The 21,424-nt window shown below is 48.8% G+C and carries 19 protein-coding genes, 2 tRNA genes and 1 other annotated feature; of the genes, 11 read left to right on the top strand and 10 right to left on the bottom strand.

Annotated features, from left to right (window positions below):
* Positions 1-22: 22 nt before the first annotated feature.
* Positions 23-2,176, top strand: a complete 2,154-nt coding sequence (locus tag ACI4J0_RS09520) for a hypothetical protein (RefSeq protein WP_439765575.1) — start codon at positions 23-25, stop codon at positions 2,174-2,176.
* Positions 2,177-2,214: 38 nt separating this feature from the next.
* The gene (locus tag ACI4J0_RS09515; protein ID WP_439765574.1) at positions 2,215-3,588 is read left to right on the top strand and encodes an MATE family efflux transporter; all 1,374 of its coding nucleotides are present in this window, start codon (positions 2,215-2,217) and stop codon (positions 3,586-3,588) included.
* Here the strand turns inward: ACI4J0_RS09515 and ACI4J0_RS09510 are convergent.
* A complete protein-coding gene (locus ACI4J0_RS09510; RefSeq protein WP_439765573.1) occupies positions 3,585-4,010 on the bottom strand; it encodes a putative ABC transporter permease in 426 nt (141 codons plus the stop codon). The genes ACI4J0_RS09515 and ACI4J0_RS09510 overlap by 4 nt on opposite strands.
* Before the next feature lie 111 nt (positions 4,011-4,121).
* Between ACI4J0_RS09510 and yfbR the strand changes: the two genes are divergently transcribed.
* Positions 4,122-4,712 (top strand): 5'-deoxynucleotidase, encoded by a 591-nt coding sequence (gene yfbR, locus ACI4J0_RS09505; protein WP_439765572.1) that lies wholly within the window; start codon positions 4,122-4,124, stop codon positions 4,710-4,712.
* Positions 4,713-4,953: 241 nt separating this feature from the next.
* On the opposite strand, the gene rplL is transcribed toward yfbR, so the two are convergent.
* Positions 4,954-5,328 carry a 50S ribosomal protein L7/L12 gene (gene rplL / locus ACI4J0_RS09500; RefSeq protein ID WP_439765571.1) on the bottom strand — a complete coding sequence of 125 codons (375 nt, stop codon included), beginning with the start codon at positions 5,326-5,328 and terminating at the stop codon, positions 4,954-4,956.
* A 94-nt stretch (positions 5,329-5,422) separates the two neighbouring features.
* On the bottom strand, positions 5,423-5,932 hold the full coding sequence (gene rplJ, locus ACI4J0_RS09495) for a 50S ribosomal protein L10 (protein WP_439765570.1): 510 nt from the start codon (positions 5,930-5,932) through the stop codon (positions 5,423-5,425).
* Between the two features lie 41 nt (positions 5,933-5,973).
* Positions 5,974-6,121, bottom strand: a sequence feature (ribosomal protein L10 leader region).
* Between the two features lie 224 nt (positions 6,122-6,345).
* Here rplJ and ACI4J0_RS09490 point away from each other — a divergent pair.
* From ACI4J0_RS09490 to ACI4J0_RS09465, 6 genes are all read left to right on the top strand, one after another.
* Positions 6,346-6,978 carry a TetR/AcrR family transcriptional regulator gene (locus tag ACI4J0_RS09490; protein WP_439765569.1) on the top strand — a complete coding sequence of 211 codons (633 nt, stop codon included), beginning with the start codon at positions 6,346-6,348 and terminating at the stop codon, positions 6,976-6,978.
* Between the two features lie 11 nt (positions 6,979-6,989).
* The gene (locus tag ACI4J0_RS09485; RefSeq protein ID WP_439765568.1) at positions 6,990-7,892 is read left to right on the top strand and encodes a class I SAM-dependent methyltransferase; all 903 of its coding nucleotides are present in this window, start codon (positions 6,990-6,992) and stop codon (positions 7,890-7,892) included.
* Positions 7,893-8,092: 200 nt separating this feature from the next.
* Positions 8,093-8,380, top strand: a complete 288-nt coding sequence (locus ACI4J0_RS09480; RefSeq protein WP_439765567.1) for a hypothetical protein — start codon at positions 8,093-8,095, stop codon at positions 8,378-8,380.
* Between the two features lie 232 nt (positions 8,381-8,612).
* Positions 8,613-9,308, top strand: a complete 696-nt coding sequence (locus ACI4J0_RS09475; RefSeq protein ID WP_439765566.1) for a hypothetical protein — start codon at positions 8,613-8,615, stop codon at positions 9,306-9,308.
* A 655-nt stretch (positions 9,309-9,963) separates the two neighbouring features.
* The gene (locus ACI4J0_RS09470) at positions 9,964-10,974 is read left to right on the top strand and encodes an McrB family protein (RefSeq protein WP_439765565.1); all 1,011 of its coding nucleotides are present in this window, start codon (positions 9,964-9,966) and stop codon (positions 10,972-10,974) included.
* Positions 10,975-11,064: 90 nt separating this feature from the next.
* Entirely contained in the window at positions 11,065-12,420 is a 1,356-nt protein-coding gene (locus tag ACI4J0_RS09465; RefSeq protein WP_439765564.1) for a 5-methylcytosine restriction system specificity protein McrC, read from the top strand.
* 403 nt (positions 12,421-12,823) lie between these two features.
* Here the strand turns inward: ACI4J0_RS09465 and ACI4J0_RS09460 are convergent, their stop codons facing one another.
* The 6 genes from ACI4J0_RS09460 to ACI4J0_RS09435 form a co-directional block, all read right to left on the bottom strand.
* Positions 12,824-13,459 carry a PASTA domain-containing protein gene (locus ACI4J0_RS09460; protein WP_439765563.1) on the bottom strand — a complete coding sequence of 212 codons (636 nt, stop codon included), beginning with the start codon at positions 13,457-13,459 and terminating at the stop codon, positions 12,824-12,826.
* Positions 13,460-13,526: 67 nt separating this feature from the next.
* On the bottom strand, positions 13,527-14,285 hold the full coding sequence (locus ACI4J0_RS09455) for an alpha/beta fold hydrolase (RefSeq protein ID WP_439765562.1): 759 nt from the start codon (positions 14,283-14,285) through the stop codon (positions 13,527-13,529).
* A gap of 8 nt (positions 14,286-14,293) precedes the next feature.
* Entirely contained in the window at positions 14,294-15,061 is a 768-nt protein-coding gene (locus ACI4J0_RS09450; RefSeq protein WP_439765561.1) for an ATP-binding protein, read from the bottom strand.
* 718 nt (positions 15,062-15,779) lie between these two features.
* Complete coding sequence (gene typA / locus ACI4J0_RS09445; protein WP_439765560.1) at positions 15,780-17,600, bottom strand: translational GTPase TypA; 1,821 nt, start codon at positions 17,598-17,600, stop codon at positions 15,780-15,782.
* A gap of 168 nt (positions 17,601-17,768) precedes the next feature.
* Positions 17,769-17,852, bottom strand: a tRNA-Tyr gene (locus tag ACI4J0_RS09440).
* 4 nt (positions 17,853-17,856) lie between these two features.
* Positions 17,857-17,932 (bottom strand) — tRNA-Thr (locus tag ACI4J0_RS09435).
* 203 nt (positions 17,933-18,135) lie between these two features.
* Between ACI4J0_RS09435 and spoIIP the strand changes: the two genes are divergently transcribed.
* Together spoIIP and ACI4J0_RS09425 are read left to right on the top strand one after the other, a co-directional pair.
* Positions 18,136-19,431 carry a stage II sporulation protein P gene (gene spoIIP / locus ACI4J0_RS09430; protein ID WP_439765559.1) on the top strand — a complete coding sequence of 432 codons (1,296 nt, stop codon included), beginning with the start codon at positions 18,136-18,138 and terminating at the stop codon, positions 19,429-19,431.
* A gap of 2 nt (positions 19,432-19,433) precedes the next feature.
* Positions 19,434-19,643: a hypothetical protein gene (locus ACI4J0_RS09425; RefSeq protein WP_439765558.1), complete on the top strand. Its 210-nt coding sequence runs from the start codon at positions 19,434-19,436 to the stop codon at positions 19,641-19,643.
* Between the two features lie 67 nt (positions 19,644-19,710).
* Here ACI4J0_RS09425 and ACI4J0_RS09420 read toward each other — a convergent pair whose 3' ends face one another.
* A complete protein-coding gene (locus tag ACI4J0_RS09420) occupies positions 19,711-21,162 on the bottom strand; it encodes an L-aspartate oxidase (protein ID WP_439765557.1) in 1,452 nt (483 codons plus the stop codon).
* Positions 21,163-21,424 lie beyond the last annotated feature (262 nt).

Raw genomic sequence — 21,424 nt, 5'->3', positions numbered from 1 at the left:
TTTTATTAAGGGTAAAATTACAATGAAGATAATACCTTTGATATGGTCGGCAATTTCGGTGCTGCTGCTCAGCTCCTGTGCAGCGGCACCTGCAGAGACAGCCGAAACGGTGCAGACAACGGAAACCGCCGCTTCGGAAGCATCTGCGGCTATATCCGTGACATCTCAGACCACATTTACCGAAACGACGTATGAAACCGCCCCGGAGACAACAGAGACCGAAAAGGCTCCCGTCTCCTTTGCGCCTTATTTCACCTCTGCCGCAGATACCTCGGATCATGCAGAACGTTTCTGCGGCTGGTGTTTTGACAGCTCCGCGGACGTTTACACTGCTGCGGAATTTTACGGGGCAGGGGGCACCGAAGAAATGCTCGCCGCCGCAGAAGCCGCAGTGCGAAATTCGGAGCTTTTCAAGGAAAACGAACTTATCTGCCGGACCGCCGCACTTGGAGAGGACGGAGTATTTTATTATTCCGTCCCGAACGGGGAGGAGGCTTCTATTAAAGGAATATTTTCCCTTTCGTCAAAAGCGGTTGACGAAAAGGGTCACGCCCTTGCAAGCTTCAAAAGCGGAGCCGTTTCCGACTTTGACGGGGACGGCAAAAAGGAAGCCTTTATCCTTATGACCATACCCGATGTAAAAAATACATTCGGCTATACGGATGACTGCGCGGTTTATGTAAATTCCTCGGGAGAAGCGCAGCTTCTCACAAGCGGTGTGGACGGATATATAAGGCTTATCAGATATGATGGCTTTGCTCACGCCGCGCTGAGCTTCGGCTGTAATAACATCACAACCTTTTCGGAAATTTACGCCGTCAGCAACGGCAAAGCTGAGCTTGTGCACAAAGCTTCGTTCATAGGCGACAAGAAAGGGCTTGCAATGTGTGAAAGCGCTCCGCAGGCTTTCGGCAGCTGGCTTGTGATATGGGATAACATTGACAAAGCCTACAGGGAAATAGCCGCCGATGAAGCTCCCGAGGGGCTTGCTGAGGAAATATACTCCTCTCCCGTTTTAAACGATATCAAAGAATATTTTGATCACACCGAAGCACCCGAATGGCTTGAGTCTCCTGAAAGTCTGTCGGAGGTCATGTGCGTTTTCGGCGGAAAATATGTCTGTATCGGGGATTTTTACAACAGCTGCACCCTTGAATACGAGGACGGCGGCTTTGTCATCACAAACGACAGAATAATAAACACAGGATATGAAAACAGCGCATATATTTCCGTGGATCTCATTGCCGCGGAGGAAATGTGCGCTGCCCCGCCCGTTTCCCCGGGAGCGGAGAATATTAACGCCGCCCCATATACTGTAACAGAGGAAGGTGTGTACCGCACCCCCGACGAGCTTATAAGCGCAGGGGGCGAAAGCCTTCTGAACGCCGCCGTAAAAGCCGCAAAGGAAAGCAGGGAATACAAAAAAATTTCCTATCAGATATCAAACGCCGCAAAAAACGGCAATACCTATACCTTCCCCGTTTCCTCCTATGCAAACGAGTACGCCGAGGGGAAAAGCTATACCTACGACAGCGCATTTTTTGCCGAGGGAGAGATATCCCCCCTTTTCGGCGCATCCGCATATTGGGACTTTGACGGGGACGGAGCAAATGAAGCCTTTATCACCCTGCGCCTGCCATATATGGGATATTTTTACAGAAACGGAGAAGAAACCTCAGAACAGCTCATCACCGTTTTCGTGTCCTCCGACAAAACGGCACAGCTTATTGACACAGATGCGTATTTTATGAAAGATATCTCCGATATGAGTATTATCCTATACGGCAATGAAAGCCATCTTATTATGTCAAGGGAAATTTATTCCGTAAGAAACGGCAGTCCGAGGTTTGAGACCGCTGCTTCACCCGACGAAAACGGTGTCAGCTTTGAAAGATGCGTTTTTTACAGCAGCGAGCTTCAGAAATACTGCTATGCGAAATACGTTCCTCTTGATGATGATATCCTCAAGGCTCTTATCGCAAGCCCTGCCGCTGAAAACAAGGAATATCACCCCCGCCGCGGGTGGATATGCGGCAAAAAATTTATCATCACAGACAACTATTCCTTCGGGGAATATCTTTATGAAAACGGCAGCTTCACAAGAATAAGCGAATATGGCGGCAGCGAGCCGAGAACCAACGGCGAGCTTTACTGCTATGAGGTAAGCTTTTCCTGATATGTAATATTCAGTAACATTACTTGGAGACAACAGATATGTCAAATACCAAAAAATACGAAATGGATATGTGCAGCGGCTCAATACTGAAAAAGATGCTGATATTCACACTGCCGCTCATGTTCTCGAGCATACTCCAGCTGCTTTTCAATGCGGCGGATATAGTGGTGGTAGGGCGCTTTGCGGGAGATAACTCCCTTGCGGCGGTAGGCTCCACCACATCGCTCATAAACCTTCTGACGAACCTGTTCATGGGTCTGTCCATAGGCGCAAACGTCACAGCCGCAAGAAATTACGGCGCAAAGCGGGACGAGGCTCTCAGCCGCACAGTCCATACCTCGATAACCATCAGCCTTATAAGCGGAGCGGTGCTCACCGTCATCGGCATATTCGGTGCAAAGGAAATGCTCAGGCTCATGAGCACCCCCGAGGAGATAATCGACCTTGCCGCCGACTATCTGCGGATATATTTCGCGGGAATAACCGCCACAATGGTCTATAACTTCGGCAGCGCCCTGCTTCGTGCCATAGGCGACACAAAGCGCCCCCTCTATTACCTTATGGGAGCAGGCGCGGTGAATGTGGTCATGAACCTGATTTTTGTGATCGTCTTTAAAATGGACGTGTCGGGCGTGGCGCTGGCAACGGTCATATCCGAGTGTCTTTCCGCCTTTCTGGTGGTCAGGTGCCTTATGAAGGAAACGGGAGCCATAAAGCTTATGCCGAAAAAGCTCCGCGTCCATAAGCAGGAGCTTCTGAACATAATGCACATCGGACTGCCCGCAGGCTTTCAGGGAATAGTTTTCGCCCTGTCCAATGTGGTGATACAGTCCTCGGTAAATCTCTTCGGCAATGTGATGGTTGCGGGAAATTCCGCCGCCGCCAATATCGAAGGCTTTGTCTATGTGGCAATGAACTCCTTCTATCAGGCGACATTGTCCTTTATGAGCCAGAATTTCGGCGCAGGAGAATACAAGCGGCTCAATAAGATACTTATCTGCGGGGAAATTTGCGTTACGGTCGTGGGAGTTACCCTGGGAAATCTCGCCCTGTTTTTCGGCGAACCCCTGCTGAGCATATACACCGACAACCCCGAGGTCATTGCCGCAGGAATGATACGTCTCGGCTATATTTCACGTACCTACGCCCTCTGCGGCATAATGGACGTCCTTGTGGGAGCGCTCAGAGGAATAGGCTATTCGGTGCCGCCCATGATAGTTTCCATCGTGGGAGTATGCGGACTGCGCCTTCTGTGGATATCCACCGTCTTTCAGATACCCGAGTATCACACAGTGGAAACAGTTTTCCTGTCCTATCCCATTTCGTGGATACTTACAATAATCGTCCATCTCATATGCTACATCATCGTGCGAAAAAAGGTGACGCGGAAATACGAAAAGCCTGCCCTTTAGCTTTCCGCGGGTTTCAGCCTTTCGGGACTGCCTGCGGCTGTGCATATCAGTGCAACGGGCAGTGACAGCAGAAACCACCCTGCGGAGTAGGAGGGACATATCTGCCCCAGCACATTCAGATACATATGGGAATAATCCCAAACGTCCCACCCCAGCAGCACATTCACCACGCAGCCCACAGTGAACTCAAAAAAGGTTATCACACACATTCCGAAGAAGCATTTGAAAAGAATGCTGTCCTCGGGGTGACGGGCATATCGCAGGTACATTATGAGCAGGCACACCCCTCCCGTCAGGGTCATAGTCCAGTGGGTGTAGCCCCTTGCCACTATCTCGATAAGGGAATAAAGCACGCCGCCGCCGAGAAAAACAGCGGTGTACCGACCAACAGGCGAGGTCAATGCCCAGGGGGAGCTTTGCATATAATATCATATCCTTTCGGGAAAAATTTATAGACATATTATCCCGCAGAAAGGACATAAAAATACCCCGGAAGGCAAGATTCATTATAACCAATTAAAGGAATGAGTACAATGAACGAGGAAAAATTTTTCGCCATAATCTCCCGAATGAAATATATAAACCGCTGGGGACTTATGCGAAACACCATAACCGAAAACATCAGCGAGCACAGCCTTGAAACGGCGTTCATCGCCCATGTTCTCGCCCTATACAGAAATGTGCGGTTCGGAGGAAATATCGACCCCCAGCGCTGCGCCCTGCTTGCAATGTATCACGATGTGACCGAAATAATCACAGGCGACCTGCCCACCCCGGTGAAATACTACAATTCGGAAATTCGCGCGGAGTATGACAAGGTGGAAAAAATGGCGGAGGAGAAAATGCTCTCCTATCTTCCCGATGATCTGCGGGAGTATTACCGCCCGCTCCTCGGTCATACCGAAAAGGAAGGGGAGCTTTGGGAGCTTGTGAAGGCGGCGGATAAGCTTTCGGCACTGATAAAATGCGTTGAAGAGCGGCAGATGGGCAACTCCGACTTTACCGATGCGGAAAAGTCCACCCTTGAAGCCATTCACGAGATGAAGCTCCCCGAAGCCGAGGAATTCCTGAAAGAATTTATGCCTGCCTACAGCGGCACGCTGGATAAACAGGCGACAGGCTGAACTTTAATTCATTTGATTGGCGGGCATAAGGTTCGGTAACGCGTTTGTCTGATTGATAAATCGGAATATATCGGTCAGTATATTTGTATCGTTACCGAGCCGACAGTATGCCGACCAAAAAAACTATAGAACGAGTGGCTGCAGGCTCAGCCTGCTCGCCGCGGGTCGTCACCCGCCAAAAAAAAGGCGGTGCCGATTTTCATCGACACCGCCAAAAAGCGTTATATGTTCAAAACTCAGATTACTTGAGCTCAACAGTAGCGCCTGCAGCTTCGAGCTTAGCCTTGAGCTCTTCAGCCTCAGCCTTGGGAGCAGCTTCCTTGAGGGTCTTGGGAGCAGCCTCAACAGCCTCCTTAGCCTCCTTGAGGGAGAGACCGCAAGCGTCCTTAACAGCCTTGATAACGTCCATCTTCTTGTCGCCGAAGGAAGCGAGAACAACGTCGAACTCAGTCTTCTCAGCCTCAGCAGCAGCGCCTGCGCCTGCAGCAGGACCTGCAGCAGCAACAACAGCGGTTACACCGTACTTTTCCTGGATAGCTTCAACGAGCTCAGCGAGCTCAAGAACAGAAAGAACATCGATCTGGTCTAAAATTGCAGTGATCTTTTCAGATGCCATGATAATAATCTCCTTTAAATTTTATTTTGTTTCAGAAACATTTTTGTTTCAAGCCACATTTTTGCTCCGTGGAGCAAAGCGATAAAAACAACGCTTATGCAGCTTCCTCTGCCTTCTTGTCGGCGAGAGCCTTGAGTGTAGCTGCGAGCTTCTGCATGGGACCCTGGAGAGAACCAACGAGCTGAGCAAGCAGAACATCCTTGGAAGGGATCTTGGAAAGAGCCTCAACGCCCTTAGCGTCATAAACAACGCCCTCAACAAATCCGCCCTTGAGGTTGAACTTGTCATCGTGAGCGTCGGCAAACTTGCCGAGAATTCTTGCGGGAGCAGTCTGATCGTTTTCGCATACAGCGAGAGCAGTTGTACCCTCGAGCACGCCGCAGAGATCTTCGAGACCGTTCTCCTTGAGAGCGATGCGGAGCATAGTGTTCTTCTCAACGAAGTACTTAACGCCTGCCTCTCTCAGCTCTTTTCTGAGCTTGGTATCCTCCTCAACGGTGATACCCTTGTAGTCAACGAGAACGCCCGAGCAGGAGTTCTTAACGAGCTCGGTGAGCTCGGCAGCTCTTGCCTTCTTGGATTCAAGAATCTTTGCGCTTGGCATAAAATTTCACCTCCGAAAAAGTTGAAAATTATGCTACCCATTCATAAAAAAGAAAATCCTTTCCCTGCAGTACAGGAAAGGAGCGTACAGACATATAGTACAGCGATCTCTTTCCTCGGCAGGATTTACGGTCGTCATAGTTGCAGCCTGACTTCCACCTGCTGTCTTTAGAATATGATAGCTTTGTCATTAAACGACTATAATACTATATCACATTATTTTCCCTTTGTCAAGGGTTTTTTCAAAAAAATTTCGACGTTACGGAATTTTTTTGCAGAAGCACCGCCGATATATATGCTTATGTGAACAAAGTGTAAATTCCGCATCAGTCTGCTTGCAAAACAGATAAATTTATGGTATACTTGCAGTATACAAGTATATCGTAAGTATACTAAATAGAACAGGAGTATATTATGGGCAGAGAAAACAAAAACGCTGCCGTTGCGGCAGTCCACAGACAAAAAATTCTTGAAAGCGCAGCCGTGCTGTTTTCGGAAAAGGGCTTTGAAGCGGCGACTATCGGGGACATCTCCGCAGCCTCGGGATACAGCAGACGGACGGTCTACGCCTATTTCCAAAGCAAGGAGGACATTCTTCACAGCCTTATCTGCGAGGGGCTTTCCGGGCTGAATGACACGGTGACGGATATCCTTTCCCGTGAAACCGACTTTGAAAAGCGATGCAGGGAAATTTTTGGCGCAATGGGCGATTTTTACATAAATTACCCATTGGCGGCTGAGATAATAAACGGCTTCAAGCCGTCGGATATCCCCGAGCCCTCCGAAACGGTGAAAAGAATATTCGCATTGGGCGAGGAAATAAACGGCGCTCTGACCGGAGCAATAAACGATGGCATAAGGTCGGGAAATGTCCCCGGGGATATTGTCCCCGAGCTGACGGTATACATTCTCTGGGCGGAAATTTCCGCCTTTTACGGTCTTGTGCAGAGCAAGGGCGAATTTATCCGAAAACAGCTTACTCTTTCGGAAGCAGAGCTTTGCGAGCATGGCTTTAAGCAGATCTTCGGTTCGATCATTGTATCATAAGGAGGATAAATATGGACAACAGATCAAGTATGACAGCGCTTATGTCTGCATTTGCGCGTGCGTATCATTTCAAAACGGAAAAGCGTCCTGTTTTTTCTGACAGCGCCGCCGAAAGGCTGATGACTGAGGAGGAATACGGGGGCATAGCGAAATATGTGCGGGACGGCATTGACTTTTTTGCTCCCGAGCTTGCGGGAAAGCTGTCGGACAGCGAGGCTTTGGGATATATCGTAAGCACACAGCTTGCGCCCACGCCCCTTGCAAGAGCGGCATTCTGCGAGGAGAGCCTGAAAACGGCGGCAATGACGGGCACGGAGCAGTATGTTATCATCGGCGCAGGGTATGATACCTTTGCTCTCAGGGAAAATGCCTTCGTTTCAACTCACACCGTTTTCGAGCTCGACCACCCTCTCACACAGGCTGACAAGCTTGAACGGATAAAGCGCGCGGGATTATCATATAATGATAACGTGAAATTCGTACCCGTTGACCTGTCCTCGGAGGATATGTCCGAAAAGCTCCCCGCATCGGGCTTTGACTGCGGCAGGAAGTCATTTTTCTCCTGGCTTGGCGTAAGCTATTACCTGTCCGAAGAGGAGATCGGCAGAACATTGCAGAGCATTGCAAAGCTGTGCTCCGAAGGCAGCTCGCTGGTCTTTGATTTCGGAGACGAGGGGCTTTTTGACAGTACGGACAGGCGAGTTAAAAATATGCTGGCAATGGCAATGGCGGCGGGTGAGCCTATGAAAAGCTCATTCGACAAATTGACCCTCGCCCGACTGCTTGAAAAGCACGGCTTCCTTATATACGAGCTTCTCACGCCTGCGGATATCGAAGAGCGGTATTTCTGCGGACGGGACACAATAAAGCCGTTTCCTCATATTGATATGGCTCTTGCGGTCTATAAGCCCTGAAGCCAAAAGTCAAAATGTTACAGCTGTAACCGAATTGTGATTATTTTCCTGCTTATTCTGCGGATTTTGTGAAAATCGTGCAAGTTGTCGAGTAAATAACGAAAAAAATTTGTTATAATAATAGTTGTAGTGCATTTTGAATTGTGCTATAATAAGACTATGCTAAAAGCACCACTATCAATGTTTGGAGGAAAAAAATTATGAAGAAGATTCTTGCTGCTCTTGCAGCTTCTGCAATGGCTATTTCTATGATGGGCATCTCCGCTATGGCTGAGGGTCTTGACGGCGAAGGCGACGTTATCGAGGACGAGACTGTAGAGGAAGTTGTTGAGGAGCCCGTTGAGGAGACTGAGCCCGAGGTCGTTGAGACTGAGGCTGCTCCCGTTGAGACTGCTCCCTCCCCTGCAACAGGCAACTCTCCTGTAGCTATGGCTGTTATCCCCGTAGCTCTCGCTGCTGCTGCTATCGTTGCTAAGAAGGCTAAGTAATCTGCCTTAAAATGCAGGAACCGAGTCCGCTTTCCCTTTCGGAAGGCGGACTTTTTTATTTTCAAATTATCATATCTATAGAAAATGCACAATGAAAACGTTTGAAATTTAGCGTTTTGAATATAGATTTTTTTAGGAAAATATTGTATAATGTATTCATAAGTATTTTTGCGGCTATCCGCATTTTACTGTCAAAAAAACAATTTTAAAGAATAATCTGGAGGAGATCAAAATGAAACTCAGAAGAATCGCAGCTGTTGCTGCAGCTTCCGCAATGGCACTCTCCGCAGCGGCTGCTACCGCTTCCGCTTACGAGTATACCGCATTCCTTATGTTCACTGACATTGACTGGCTCTGGGGCAACTGGGATGCCGGCAAGGCTACAGACGCTACCATCACAGGACCCGGTACATACACCGTTTCTCTCGACAACACTCAGGCTGAGAACGCAATGTCCGCTACCAACGGCGCAAACGTATTCTGCGTTGATATCATCGGCGGCTATGCTGACCTGGCTGATCTCGAGGTTACTCTCGACAGCGTTAAGGCTGACGGCGTTGAAGTTCCCTTCGACCCCGAGAAGATCTGCTACGGCGATATCGAGGAAAAGGGCAACTACAGAATTGAGATCCAGAACGCTTACGGTCTTACAGGCGATATGAACGATCCTCACTACGGCGCTATCGACGCTGCTTCCTTCTCCGCTGCTGAGAAGATCGAGGTAACATTCACAATTTCCGACCCCAACGGCGGTGCTGCTGAGGCTGCTCCCGAGGAGACCGAGGCTGTTGTTGAGGCAACAGAGGCTCCCGCTGCAGATACCACAACAACTTCTACAGCTACAGGAAACACCTCCGCTGCTGCTCTTGCAGGCGTAATGGTTACCGCTGCAGCTGCTGCTCTTATCGCTAAGAAGAGCTCCAAGTAATGCTTTATAACAGATAAAAGTATCCCCTGCACAGGCTCGTCCCGTGCAGGGGATTTTTTTCCGCAAAAGCTCCGTGGTAATAATATACAAAATTATCGTCCGATATTTTATTTTTTCAAACGTTTACACGACTTGACAATATTCGCAGGCTGTGATATAATCATAATTGCAACAAACTAATTGATGCGGCCTTGAACTGCATTATATATGTAATAGATCTATTTAATGTTACGATCTGTATAATAACTTGTTTGCAGTACATTTTGTATAAGAGATATGCCGATAAATTGTGCAAATCTCCAAAAATGTAAAAGTTGTTCTATAGATATTGACTAAATCGGATTTATGCGCTATAATATATATGATGTTAAGTTCTTATATTTCTATGTTAACATCCGTTTTGTTGTCTCCTTTCTTTTGTTCTACACATATCATTTTATGTGATCTCATCTGGCACAGCAGGGCTTTGTCCCTGCTATTTTTTTGTGTAAATACCTGCCGTATTTTGCCTAAATGCTTTAATATTACCAAAAAAATGTGAACTATTTTATTCAATGTGCAGAATATACAAGGAGATAAGTTTTGATATTGATTTTTTAATGCAATTATGATATAATTAAGTTTAGTTATCAATCTTTGAAAGGTAAGGATCAATATGGGAAAAAATATAATCCTCTACGGACCTCCCGGCACAGGTAAGACTTACAATTCCGTCAATTATGCGCTGGCGATAATTTACAACATCCCCGTTGAATCGGTTATGAAAAAGGACTACAATTCCATGCTTGACCGCTACAACGAGCTGAAAAACAGCTTCGGTCAGATCGAATTTACCACCTTCCACCAGTCCATGGGCTATGAGGAATTTATCGAGGGTATCAAGCCCGTCTTTCTCGAAACAATGAACGAGCGCGGCGAGCGTACACGTAAAAAGGAAATGGTTTACGTTGTAGACAAGGGTATCTTCCGTGAGTTCTGCCAGAAGGCGTCTGAGCACCCCGACGAGCGCTTCGTTTTCATCATCGACGAGATAAACCGAGGCAATATCTCCAAGATATTCGGTGAGCTTATCACCGTTATCGAGCCCTCCAAGCGTCTGGGCGAGCCCGAGGAGGTAAAGGTAAGACTTGCATACTCCCAGGAGCCATTCGGCGTTCCCGGAAACGTTTATATCGTGGGCACCATGAACACTGCCGACCGCTCCATCGCCCTTCTGGATACGGCTATCAGACGTCGTTTCGACTTCGTTGAAATGCTCCCCCAGCCCGAGCTTTTCCACGATACATATGTTGAGGACGTAAGCATCGAAGCCCTTCTTACCACCATCAACAAGAGAATTGAGATACTCTGCGACAGAGAGCATACCATCGGACACGCTTATTTTATGGCTCTCAGAACAGACCCCTCTATCCAGCGTCTGGGCTCCATCTTCAAAAATGCCATCGTTCCCCTTCTCCAGGAGTATTTCTACGGCGACTATCAGAAGATACGCTGGGTGCTGGGCGATTACAACAAGGAGCCTGAGGAGCAGTTCGTCAAGGCTTTGGCAATCGATTACAAAAAGACCTTCGGCGAAAACGTTGAGCTTTTCCTCGATGTTGACGATACCTACGAGATCAATGAGGCTGCCTTCTGGAATATAAATTCCTACAGAAAGCTGCTGTAATAATTCTATAATTAACGGATAAGGGGCAAACAAGCTGCCGTATGCGGCAAATGCCCCTTATTTTTCAGACTGCGCACAGGAGGGCGGCATATGGGCAAAAGAGACCGATATAAGCTGCAGGAAAATAACTTCTTTAAAATTGACGGGCTGTCCGATGTAGAGGGCGGCGTTGCCATTCCCCCCGATATATTTGAAATGCTGGAATCCTTCGTGTATGACAAGAAGATGCCCGACCCCCGAGGCATAAACAGCTATATGCTGTCCGCCGAGGGAGAGGGAAACAACCGTATTCTCCGTGCGGGCGGATACGTTGGCGCTCTGGTATTCAAGGACGGCACACAGATAGAGATCCTGCCCATGCTGTCCGCAAAAAACAGCAAGGGCGAAGAGATCTCAAGCAAGAGAGTTTTTCTGAATATGCTCAAATCAATGAGAAATCTGCCCCTCACCAACTATAACCTGAACACACGAGCTGCCGAAAATCTTAATGTTTTCGAGTCATTTATCCTTGCATTCATAAACGAGGTCTCGGGTATTGTACGTAACGGACTGAAGCAGAGCTATCAGCCTATAATCGAAAACGAGCATTTTCTGAAGGGCAAGGTGGTTTACGCAAAGCACGCAACAAAGAATTTCGCCCACAAGGACAAATTCTTCGTTCAGTACGATGTGTTCACCATTGACCGCCCCGAGAACAGGCTTATCAAATCCACCCTCAAATATCTCAGGAACATCACCTCCTCCGCCCGAAGCAGAAACAAGCTGGATTCCCTTATCGCTAATTTCGACGGCGTGGAGTATTCAATGAACTACAAGCAGGATTTTGCCGCTTCCGTACTCGACAGAAGTATGGCAGGCTACGGAAATGCTCTCAGGTGGGCTGAAATTTTCCTGCTCAGCCGATATGTTACGGTAACAAGCGGCAGAAACGTGGCATATGCCGTAATATTCCCCTCAGGCGAGCTTTTTGACAGCTACACCGCCTACAGCATCGGACGTATGCTCGATAACCAGCGCTTCAAGATCGAGCTGCAGAAAAAGCGTTACCCGAGACTCAACCGTCCCATGCCCCGCGACAGCGCACAGGCTCTCGCAGTTATGACCAGCCGTTCGGACGGTATGAGAGTTGTTTTTGACTCAAAGTGGCAGGAGCTTTCCTCCGATGATGAAAATATGGGCATTTTGCAGACAGATATATACGATCTGTATAATTTGCTTGAAATGTACAAATCGCAATCGGTCTGCTACATATATCCCCTCACCCGTGAGATGAGAGAGGACCGCCGAGAGATATGCTTCAGAAACGAGGACGGTATTCTGGGACGTGTTTATTTCGTGGATATCGGCGATATGGAAAACAGTCTGTCTATCGTGCTTGAGCATATTTTCGGTCAGAAGATCGAGGACTCCGAGCACAGGCGCGCGGCAGCAGCGGCAAGCGGGTGACGGGCGGGGGGCGCCCCGCGGCGAAGGCGCGCTGTGTGTTAGTTTGGACTGTCGGCTTTGTTTCCGCGCCGATAGACTTTGTATCAGCCTGCTAAATCATAATTTGCGGGTGACGACCCGCGGCGAAGTCGCGCTGTGTGTTTGTTTGGACTGTCGGCTTTGTTTCCGCGCCGATAGATTTTGTATCAGCCTGCTAAATCATAATTTGCGGGTGACGACCCGCGGCGAAGTCGCGCTGTATGTTTGTATGGACTGTCGACTTTGTTTCCGCGCCGATAGGTGCATCAATACGCTATTCTTTTTATAGAAGCGGCTTGCCGTATTTTAAAGAATAAACCCAAAAGCTTATTTAGTGCATAAATATGCAATGCCTCCTTCGGGAACCCGAGGGAGGCATTTTACTTTATTCTTTTCCGCCGCTTACATAAAGGGTGACTGTGGAGCCTACAGGCACTTCCGTATTCCGTTCGGGCTCGGTAGATATTACAATTCCTTCTTCGTATTCCTCCGAAGGCTCGTATTTTATCTCATATTCAAGCTCGTTTGCCGCTAACATCTTCTCCGCCGTTTCGACATTAAGGGCTATCACATTGCAGACGGCGACCTGCCGCACGCCCTTGCTCACAACGCACCTTACCTCGGAGCTTCCCCTTATTATGGGCACTTTCGCACGAGGCTCGTGCCTGATTATCGTTCCCTTTGGATATTCGTCGGAATACTCTTCCCCCGAGACCGAAAGCTCAAAATATTCGGCATAGTATGTTTTGCAATAATTATAATCGTATCCCGTGAGATCCACCATCGGGTCTAACCGCTGTACACCGGGAGGGTTAAGGAACAGGATGACAAATGCTGTTACCGGATATACCGCAAGAAGTGCCGATACGGAAGCTGATATTACAGAGGTGGTCGTCTTCTTTTTGGTGTTCCTATTGTGCTTTATCCATAATAAGCTTACGGCAAACATCGCCAAAGTAATAAGCGCCGCCAAGAACCAGAACATCATCTCGTTAATATACTGAGTGCCGCAAAAGCCCATTTGCTCATCTCCGTTTCGTTTTGGAATGTGCGATAAAAGCATATCATCAAGTTACTTTGTCAAAGCTTTATTTATGCTCGCAGTTTTTTCCAATAAGCTCCTCCACCCGTTTCACATATTCATCGGGTCTGCCGAGGCTAAATTCTCCGTGATATAAGCCGGGGAGCATTTCTAAGGAGCAATCGGGGATTGCCTGTTCAATGAGACGGGCAGATCTTATTATTGCCCCTCTTTCCTTGCCGCCGCACAAAACAAGCGCCTTTGCCTGCGATCTTTTCAAGCCGTCCTTTAAGCTGTATGCCGTATTGGCTTCAAGGACAGATATCAGGTCATCTGCGGTCATGACGCAGGAATCTCGGTAATAATCCTCAAAAAATTCTTCGGGCATCCGCAGAGAAGCTGCCTGCAGCTTTGAGAACCATCTTTTTGAAATAAGTCCATAGCTCATTTTTACCGCAGGGCGGATATACGTATTTTCCGCTTTCAGAGGAAAGGCAAGAGCGCTCTCAACTATGGCATACCGACATATATCGCTTCTTTGCGACAGAATTTCCAGAAGTATCTGCGCGCCGAGAGACAATCCGCCTATGAGCAGCACCTTTCCTCCGAAATCCCGGTCGATATATCCGATTATTTCCTCGGCATTTTTTTCAATGCCCGAAAAAGCATTTCCGCTGCCGCCGTGTCCGTCCAGAATTGGCAGAATGACGTGATATCGGTCCTTGAGCAGCATTGCTTCCTTTTTAAAATTCCACCACGACAGCCCGCCGCCGTGAAGCAGAATAATTACCTCGCTGTTATCCCTGCCGAATTCTTCCGTACGCATTGATATTTTCAGCTCCTTACAGAAGTCTTGCTCACATAATCCGCAAACTCCTTGCCTGCCCAGCCGTCCACCTTTGCTCTCCGCATTGCGCCGAAAATACGGGCGGTAACGCCGCGGTTGGTCTTTTCAAGCTCCTTGAGAAGCTCCTTGGTGGTCTGGCGGTAGGTGTGCCCCGCCGCAGGACACTTGCTCTTTACAATGGGCAGCTCTGCACCCTCGGCACAGCGAATAACGTCCCTCTCGGGAGCCAGCACCATTGGTCTTATGACCGTCAGGTCGCGTCTTGACATATAGCTTACAGGGGCAAAGCAGCCTATCCTGCCCTCGTTGAAAAGGTTCATCATAAAGGTCTCCACAGCGTCATCATAGTTGTGACCCAGGGCAAGCTTGTTGCAGCCTGCTGCTTTTGTGGCTTCGTGAAGAGCGCCCCGTCTCATTTTCGCGCACAGACTGCATGGATTGGGCTCTTTCAGCACATCAAATACCACCTGTCCGATATCCGTTTGGATAAGCTTATAGTCCACCCCGCCCTTTTCGCAAAGCTCCGCAACGGGTGTGTAATCGGTGCTCTCTCCGTGAAACATGGGGTCAAGGGTAATGGCGGTGAGCTTGTAGTCGATCCCGATAAAGCGCCGCAGCTCCATAAGCCCCAGGAGCAGCACCATGCTGTCCTTGCCCCCCGACACTCCCACAGCGATATGGTCGCCGTTTTCGATCATATCAAATTCCTGAATAGCCTTTCTCATATATCCCAGCATTCTCTGAACGCTTTGCATATTTTCCACTCCAATGATAGATATTACGCAAATAATATTCCATAAAGCATTATTTGTCCGCATATATTATAATACACTAATTTGCTATGAATTGCAAGAGAAATGTAAGATTTTCCTCAAAAAAATCGGCTGATGTTCGTTCATCAGCCGATTCAGCCTGTCGATAAAGCGGATAAATGAAAAAAGTTGCACAAATAAACACAACACTAAAAGTTTCGCTCAAGCCTTTTCCAAAGGCTTGCAGGGGTCAAGGGGGCTTGTCTTGTGAGCAAGACACATTGCCCCTTGTCGCCCTCCGCAGAGGGCGAAATCCCCTTTATCCTTCCAAAACGGAGCAGGGGTGAGGAAATGCGACAGCATTTCCGAGGGGGGCAAATTGTGAAGCAAGCTTCACACGACCGCGCCCCTTTCTAACAAATTCTAATTATTTTTCCCTCAAAAACGTTCCGGTGGAACGTTTTTGACAAAGCTATTTTTACATTGGTTTGTACATATTATATAATTGTCGTATCTTTTTCGACAGACTGAATCGGCTGATGTTCGTTCATCAGCCGATTTTGTATCATAAATTTACATTAACGAATTTGTATCGTTACCGAGCCGCCTGTTTGCCGCCCAAACAAATTTTAGAACGAGTGGCAGCAGGCTCAGCCTGCCGAGCCGTCCGATTGCCGCCCTAAAAAACTATAGAACGTCTCGCCTCGGGTCGTAACCCGCCTTACTTTTCTTTTGCCTTTGTCTTGGCTCTCAGAGCATTGTCAAGGATACGCTTTCTTATTCTGATGGACTTGGGAGTTACCTCAAGAAGCTCGTCATCGGCAATGAACTCAAGGCTGTCCTCGAGGGAAAGCTTTCTGGGAGGAACAAGCCTCAGTGCGTCGTCCGAACCGCTGGCACGGGTGTTTGTCAGGTGCTTCTTCTTGCAGACATTTACCACAAGATCCTCCACCTTGGGAGATGCGCCCACAACCATTCCCTCGTAAACAGGAGTGCCTGCGCCGATAAAGAGGGAGCCTCTCTCCTGAGCGTTGAACAGACCGTAGGTAACAGCCTCGCCCGTCTCAAAGGATATGAGGGAGCCTGTGTTTCTTCTGGGGATATCGCCCTTGTAGGGCTGGTAGGAGTCGAAAATGCTGCTCATAACGCCCTCGCCCTTGGTGTCGGTGAGGAACTCGCTCTTGTAGCCGAAAAGTCCTCTTGCGGGAATGATAAATTCAAGTCTCATACGGCTGCCCTGGGGGTGCATGGTCTGAAGCTCGCCCTTTCTGGTGCCCATTTTCTCCATTACGGAGCCTGTGCAGTCCTCGGGAACGTCGATAACAAGCCTTTCCATAGGCTCGCACATTACGCCGTCGATCTCCTTCATAAGAACTCTCGGTGTGGAAACGCCCAGCTCATAGCCCTCGCGGCGCATATTCTCGATGAGAATGGACAGGTGCATCTCGCCGCGTCCGCATACTCTGAATGCGTCGGTGTTCTCGGTCTCGGAAACTCTCAGGGAAACGTCTCTCAGCACTTCCTTGAAAAGTCTCTCACGAAGCTGACGGGAGGTAACGAACTTGCCTTCTCTGCCTGCAAAGGGGCTGTCGTTAACGGAAAATGTCATTTCAACGGTAGGCTCGGATATCTTCACAAAGGGCAGGGGCTCATAATTATCCGCAGCGCAGAGGGTGTCGCCGATGGTGATGTTCTCGATACCCGATATCCAGACGATATCGCCCACCTTTGCCTCGTCAACGTTCTGCTTGCCCAGACCCTCGATCTGGCTTACCGTAACTATCTTGCTGTTATAGGGCTTCTTTGTCTCGTGGTAATCGCCTACGATAACAGGCTGATTTACCTTGACAACGCCTCTTTCAATGCGTCCGATACCCGTTCTGCCCACATAGTCATTATAATCGATGGAGGAGATGAGCATCTGCATGGTTCCCTCATCGTCGCCCTCGGGAGCGGGGATATAGTCGAGAATGGTGTCAAAAAGGGGCTTGAGGTCGGTGCCTGCCTCGTACTGGCTGATGGAGCAGGTGCCTGCGCGGCCCGAGCAGAAAAGGATAGGGCTTTCCAGCTGGTCATCGTTTGCGTCCAGATCAAGAAGGAGCTCCAGCACCTCGTCGCCTATCTCGTCAAGGCGGGCGTCGGGACGGTCTATCTTGTTTACCACAATGATTATCTTGTGACCCAGCTCAAGAGCCTTCGAGAGCACGAAGCGTGTCTGGGGCATAGGGCCCTCTGCGGCATCTACCAGCAGAAGAACGCCGTCAACCATCTTGAGCACACGCTCAACCTCGCCGCCGAAATCGGCATGGCCCGGGGTGTCGATGATGTTTATCTTAACGCCGTTGTACTTAACGGAGGTATTCTTTGCGAGAATGGTAATGCCTCTTTCACGCTCGATGTCGTTGGAGTCCATTACTCTGTCCTCCACCTCCTGATTTTCTCTGAAAGCGCCGCCCTGCTTGAGCATTTCATCAACAAGGGTGGTCTTTCCGTGGTCAACGTGGGCTATGATCGCAATATTGCGCAGATCGTTTCTTACCATATGGATTTTCCTTTCTTTATTTAAGAAAAAATTTATTAAAATTCCGTCTAAACCGTATGGATATTATGCCCGATAATATTAAACTCTCACAAAAATTTCTATAAAACCCATACAAATACGTCTTTGCATAAAAAAGCCTTGCAGGAAAAACCTGCAAGGCAATTTTACTGGTGGAAGAGGGTGGATTCGAACCACCGAAGCCGAAGCAACAGATTTACAGTCTGCCCCCTTTGGCCACTCGGGAACTCTTCCATAATGGAGCTGGTGGACGGACTTGAACCCCCGACCTGCTGATTACAAATCAGCTGCTCTACCAACTGAGCTACACCAGCTTGAGCTTCCTGTGCTCTCAAGCGACTATTAAAGTATATCATAACCTGCGAAAAATGTCAAGGGGATTTGCGAGTTTTTACAATTTGTTAAAACATATCCTCTTTTTTGGCTTGCCTGCGTTTTAAAGATAGTGTCCGAGGAATATGAGGCAGAGTTTTTTCATACTATATAATAAAAAAACTTCTGCGGAAGGACTGATAATATGAACGATAAAGAAAACAATTTCTCCGAGCTTCGCATCTATCACGCCGAAACTCCCCCGAAAGCACCACGGCGCACCAAGGCTTCCCGCTCGGGACTTTTCTGTGCGGGAGGGCTTATATTCCTTGCCCTGTGGAGCTTTCCCGAGGTGACAGCCCTGCCTGCGGCGGATATCATTTCACGGTGGGCATATTCGGCGGCAAGGCTTTCCGCAAGGGCTGAGCAGCTGAGCGGAGATGATATCATAAAATATTTTACCCGCTCTGCCCACGAAAATTCTGCCGCATTGGTGAATGATACGCCTTACTCGGGCAATACTGTTATCGATACGGAAAAAATGAGCGAGGAAGATGTGCTTATGCTGTCACGGGGCAGCCGCCGTATGCCTTCCTCTGCCAATGAAGAAAAGATAGTGGAGGATTTTCTCCCGCCCCCCGAAAGCGACAGCGACCCGCTCCCATTCCCCGACAGCTTTTCTCAGAGCGGTGTTGTCACGCCGCTTTGCTATGAGCCCGGAACGGGGGATAACTACATAGACCTGCCCCTGGGAGGACAGATACGCAATGTAACGAGTCTGTCATCGGATGAGATATACAGCGAAGCCCTGCTTGCCCCCGATCTCGGCATAGTGCTTGACGCACCCGAGGACGAGCCGCAGATACTCATCATGCACACACACACCACCGAAAGCTACCAGCCCGATGAAAGCGGCTATTATGACCCCGAATACATCTGCCGCACCACCGACAGCAGCAGGAATATGGTGGCTGTGGGAGACGCTATGACGCAGGTATTCGAAAAGCGGGGCATACGTACATATCACGACACCACCGTCCACGATTATCCCTCCTACAACGGCTCCTATGACCGGAGCAGGGAGACGGTAACGGCTATCCTTGAGAAATATCCCTCAATAAAGGTGGTGCTTGATGTTCATCGTGACGCTATCGAAAGGGAAAGCGGCGAGATAATCGCGCCCACTGTAAGCATCGGCGGTAAAAGCTGCGCCCAGGTAATGATAATATGCGGCTGCGACGACGGCACCATGGGAATGCCCGACTGTATGAAAAATCTCCGCACCGCTTCTCTTTTTGAGCAGCATATGGAAAGCAGGTACAGAGGTCTTACCCGTCCCGTGCTTTACGATTACAGGAAGTACAATCAGGACCTTACCACAGGCTCCCTGCTTATCGAGGTGGGCGGTCACGGAAACAGCTTAGAGCAGGCGATATATGCGGGAGAGCTGTCTGCCGAGGGCATTGCCGACGCGCTCATATCCATCGGAAAGGAAAAATAAAAATGAAGTCCCAAAGAAAAAGGAAAACCGAATATTTTCTCAGCATCATAAGCATTTACATCATTTCCGCCGCTGCTCTTGCGGTGGGCAGCGCCATAGTCACCGTCAACTGCCACAACGCAATGAACAGCGACAAAATGACCCTTTTTGACATAAGCTCCGAGGGGGGCAATATTATTATTACGGTAATGGACAAGTATTATTATATATGATACGAAAGATCCCCGTAAATGCAGCTTGATAACAGCCTGCATTTACGGGGAGTTTTTTTATCAATTATCAGATGACCTCTTTGAGTACCAGATAAGCCACCGTTGCCAGGGAGTGAGCCTCCACAAGATCCCTGTCAATTATGTAGCTGCCGTTTTCCAGCATCTTCTTTATCTCGGAGACCCTCTCAAAGCCCTCCAGCGCCTTCTGCTTGTCGGGGATAACAAAGTAGGACTTCTGCATTATGTGCCTTATCTCCGTCCTTATTCCGTGGGGAATGGGAACGGCATTTTCGGGCTCGGCAAAGGCGTATTCGTCGCAGGCTGTTTCGGGAGCGAACTTTCCGCTTATGTCAAGAGCCGCCCTGTGACCGAATACAAGCGCCTCAAGAAGGGAGTTTGAGGCAAGGCGGTTGTTGCCGTGAACGCCTGTGTGAGAGCATTCGCCTACAGCGTAAAGACCGCTTATATCCGTCTGAGCCGATGTATTTACGTTGATACCGCCCATGAGGTAGTGCTGACAGGGGTAAATAGGTATCAGGTCCTCGCCCATATCTATGCCCTGGGTCAGCAGAAAATCGTATATCATGGGGAAGCGGCCGCTGAGATACTCTTTTCCCTTGTAGCGTATGTCCAGATAGAACTCGTCGCTGCCTGTTTTCCTGCTCTCGAGGATTATGGAGCGTGATACCACGTCTCTGGGGGCAAGCTCCAGGCGGTCGTCATAGTTATGCATAAACCGCTCTTTATTGCAGTTGAGAAGGTATGCGCCCTCGCCGCGTACCGACTCGGAAATAAGGAAGCATTCTCTGGATTCCTTGTTGTTGTAAGCTGTGGGGTGGAACTGGATAAGGGAGAGATTGCGTATCTCCGCTCCCATCTCGTAAGCCATCGCAATTCCGTCGCCTGTGGCAATGGCGGAGTTTGTGGTGTAGTCGTATACTCTGCCTATGCCGCCTGTTGCCATGACCGCAAACTGCGATGTTACGGTGGTGTGTACACCGTCTCTCAGAATATCTGCGGCAAAGCCCCCGCCTATCTTCTTCATTCGGCAGAGCAGAGCGTTGTCAAGAACGGTGATGTTGGGCTTTTTGAGCACTGCCTCACGTATCTTGGCTGTTACCTCCGCTCCCGTGGAGTCCTTGTGGTGGAAAATGCGTCTGCGGCTGTGACCGCCCTCAAGGGTCCTGTCCAGCTCGCCGTTTTCGTCCCTGTCAAAGTCCACGCCGATGTCGAGAATGTGCTGTATCTCCCCCGCAGCCTCGGTCACAAGCACCTTTACGGAGTCGGGGTTGTTCTTAAAGCCTCCTGCGATAAGGGTGTCATTGGTGTGGAGAGTGGTGGTGTCATCGTCTACGGGCTTGTAAACGGCGGCAACTCCTCCCTGTGCCAGAGCGGAATTGCACAGGTCAAGCTCTCTTTTGCTGATGACCAGTATATTCATAGTTTCGGGCAGGCACAGAGCGGTGTAAAGACCGCCCACCCCTGTGCCTGCGATCATGACGTCATAATGATTATCCATAAAAATATCTTCCTTCTGCGAACATTCTCTGCCGTCTGCAGAGACCGCAAATTTATATTTAAAGAAATTATACCACATTTTTCCCCTTTTTTCAATTGCAATTTACACGTATATTTCCCTGTGCGGAGGCTTTGAAATATGCATTTTGCTGAATTATTTCCCAAACATTTGGCAAATATATAGATGAACGGAAAATACATACTGTCCGAAAGACCAACTATAAAAAGTCAATAGGCAAAGTAAAAAAAGTTGAAAAAAATAT

Source organism: Huintestinicola sp. (assembly GCF_051882455.1).
Taxonomy (GTDB): domain Bacteria; phylum Bacillota; class Clostridia; order Oscillospirales; family Ruminococcaceae; genus Huintestinicola.
Note: the sequence above shows the minus strand (reverse complement) of the source record. Positions and strands in the feature narration are given on the sequence as shown.

Excerpts from the sequence above, each read along its gene's own strand:
- ACI4J0_RS09485 (WP_439765568.1), top strand. The coding sequence starts at position 6,990 with ATGGACAACAGATCAAGTATGACAGCGCTTATGTCTGCATTTGCGCGT.
- typA (WP_439765560.1), bottom strand. The coding sequence starts at position 17,600 with ATGGTAAGAAACGATCTGCGCAATATTGCGATCATAGCCCACGTTGAC.
- ACI4J0_RS09475 (WP_439765566.1), top strand. The coding sequence starts at position 8,613 with ATGAAACTCAGAAGAATCGCAGCTGTTGCTGCAGCTTCCGCAATGGCA.
- rplL (WP_439765571.1), bottom strand. The coding sequence starts at position 5,328 with ATGGCATCTGAAAAGATCACTGCAATTTTAGACCAGATCGATGTTCTT.
- ACI4J0_RS09455 (WP_439765562.1), bottom strand. The coding sequence starts at position 14,285 with ATGCGTACGGAAGAATTCGGCAGGGATAACAGCGAGGTAATTATTCTG.
- ACI4J0_RS09470 (WP_439765565.1), top strand. The coding sequence starts at position 9,964 with ATGGGAAAAAATATAATCCTCTACGGACCTCCCGGCACAGGTAAGACT.
- ACI4J0_RS09515 (WP_439765574.1), top strand. The coding sequence starts at position 2,215 with ATGTCAAATACCAAAAAATACGAAATGGATATGTGCAGCGGCTCAATA.
- yfbR (WP_439765572.1), top strand. The coding sequence starts at position 4,122 with ATGAACGAGGAAAAATTTTTCGCCATAATCTCCCGAATGAAATATATA.
- ACI4J0_RS09465 (WP_439765564.1), top strand. The coding sequence starts at position 11,065 with ATGGGCAAAAGAGACCGATATAAGCTGCAGGAAAATAACTTCTTTAAA.
- ACI4J0_RS09510 (WP_439765573.1), bottom strand. The coding sequence starts at position 4,010 with ATGCAAAGCTCCCCCTGGGCATTGACCTCGCCTGTTGGTCGGTACACC.
- ACI4J0_RS09480 (WP_439765567.1), top strand. The coding sequence starts at position 8,093 with ATGAAGAAGATTCTTGCTGCTCTTGCAGCTTCTGCAATGGCTATTTCT.
- ACI4J0_RS09450 (WP_439765561.1), bottom strand. The coding sequence starts at position 15,061 with ATGCAAAGCGTTCAGAGAATGCTGGGATATATGAGAAAGGCTATTCAG.
- ACI4J0_RS09425 (WP_439765558.1), top strand. The coding sequence starts at position 19,434 with ATGAAGTCCCAAAGAAAAAGGAAAACCGAATATTTTCTCAGCATCATA.
- rplJ (WP_439765570.1), bottom strand. The coding sequence starts at position 5,932 with ATGCCAAGCGCAAAGATTCTTGAATCCAAGAAGGCAAGAGCTGCCGAG.
- ACI4J0_RS09490 (WP_439765569.1), top strand. The coding sequence starts at position 6,346 with ATGGGCAGAGAAAACAAAAACGCTGCCGTTGCGGCAGTCCACAGACAA.
- spoIIP (WP_439765559.1), top strand. The coding sequence starts at position 18,136 with ATGAACGATAAAGAAAACAATTTCTCCGAGCTTCGCATCTATCACGCC.
- ACI4J0_RS09520 (WP_439765575.1), top strand. The coding sequence starts at position 23 with ATGAAGATAATACCTTTGATATGGTCGGCAATTTCGGTGCTGCTGCTC.
- ACI4J0_RS09460 (WP_439765563.1), bottom strand. The coding sequence starts at position 13,459 with ATGGGCTTTTGCGGCACTCAGTATATTAACGAGATGATGTTCTGGTTC.
- ACI4J0_RS09420 (WP_439765557.1), bottom strand. The coding sequence starts at position 21,162 with ATGGATAATCATTATGACGTCATGATCGCAGGCACAGGGGTGGGCGGT.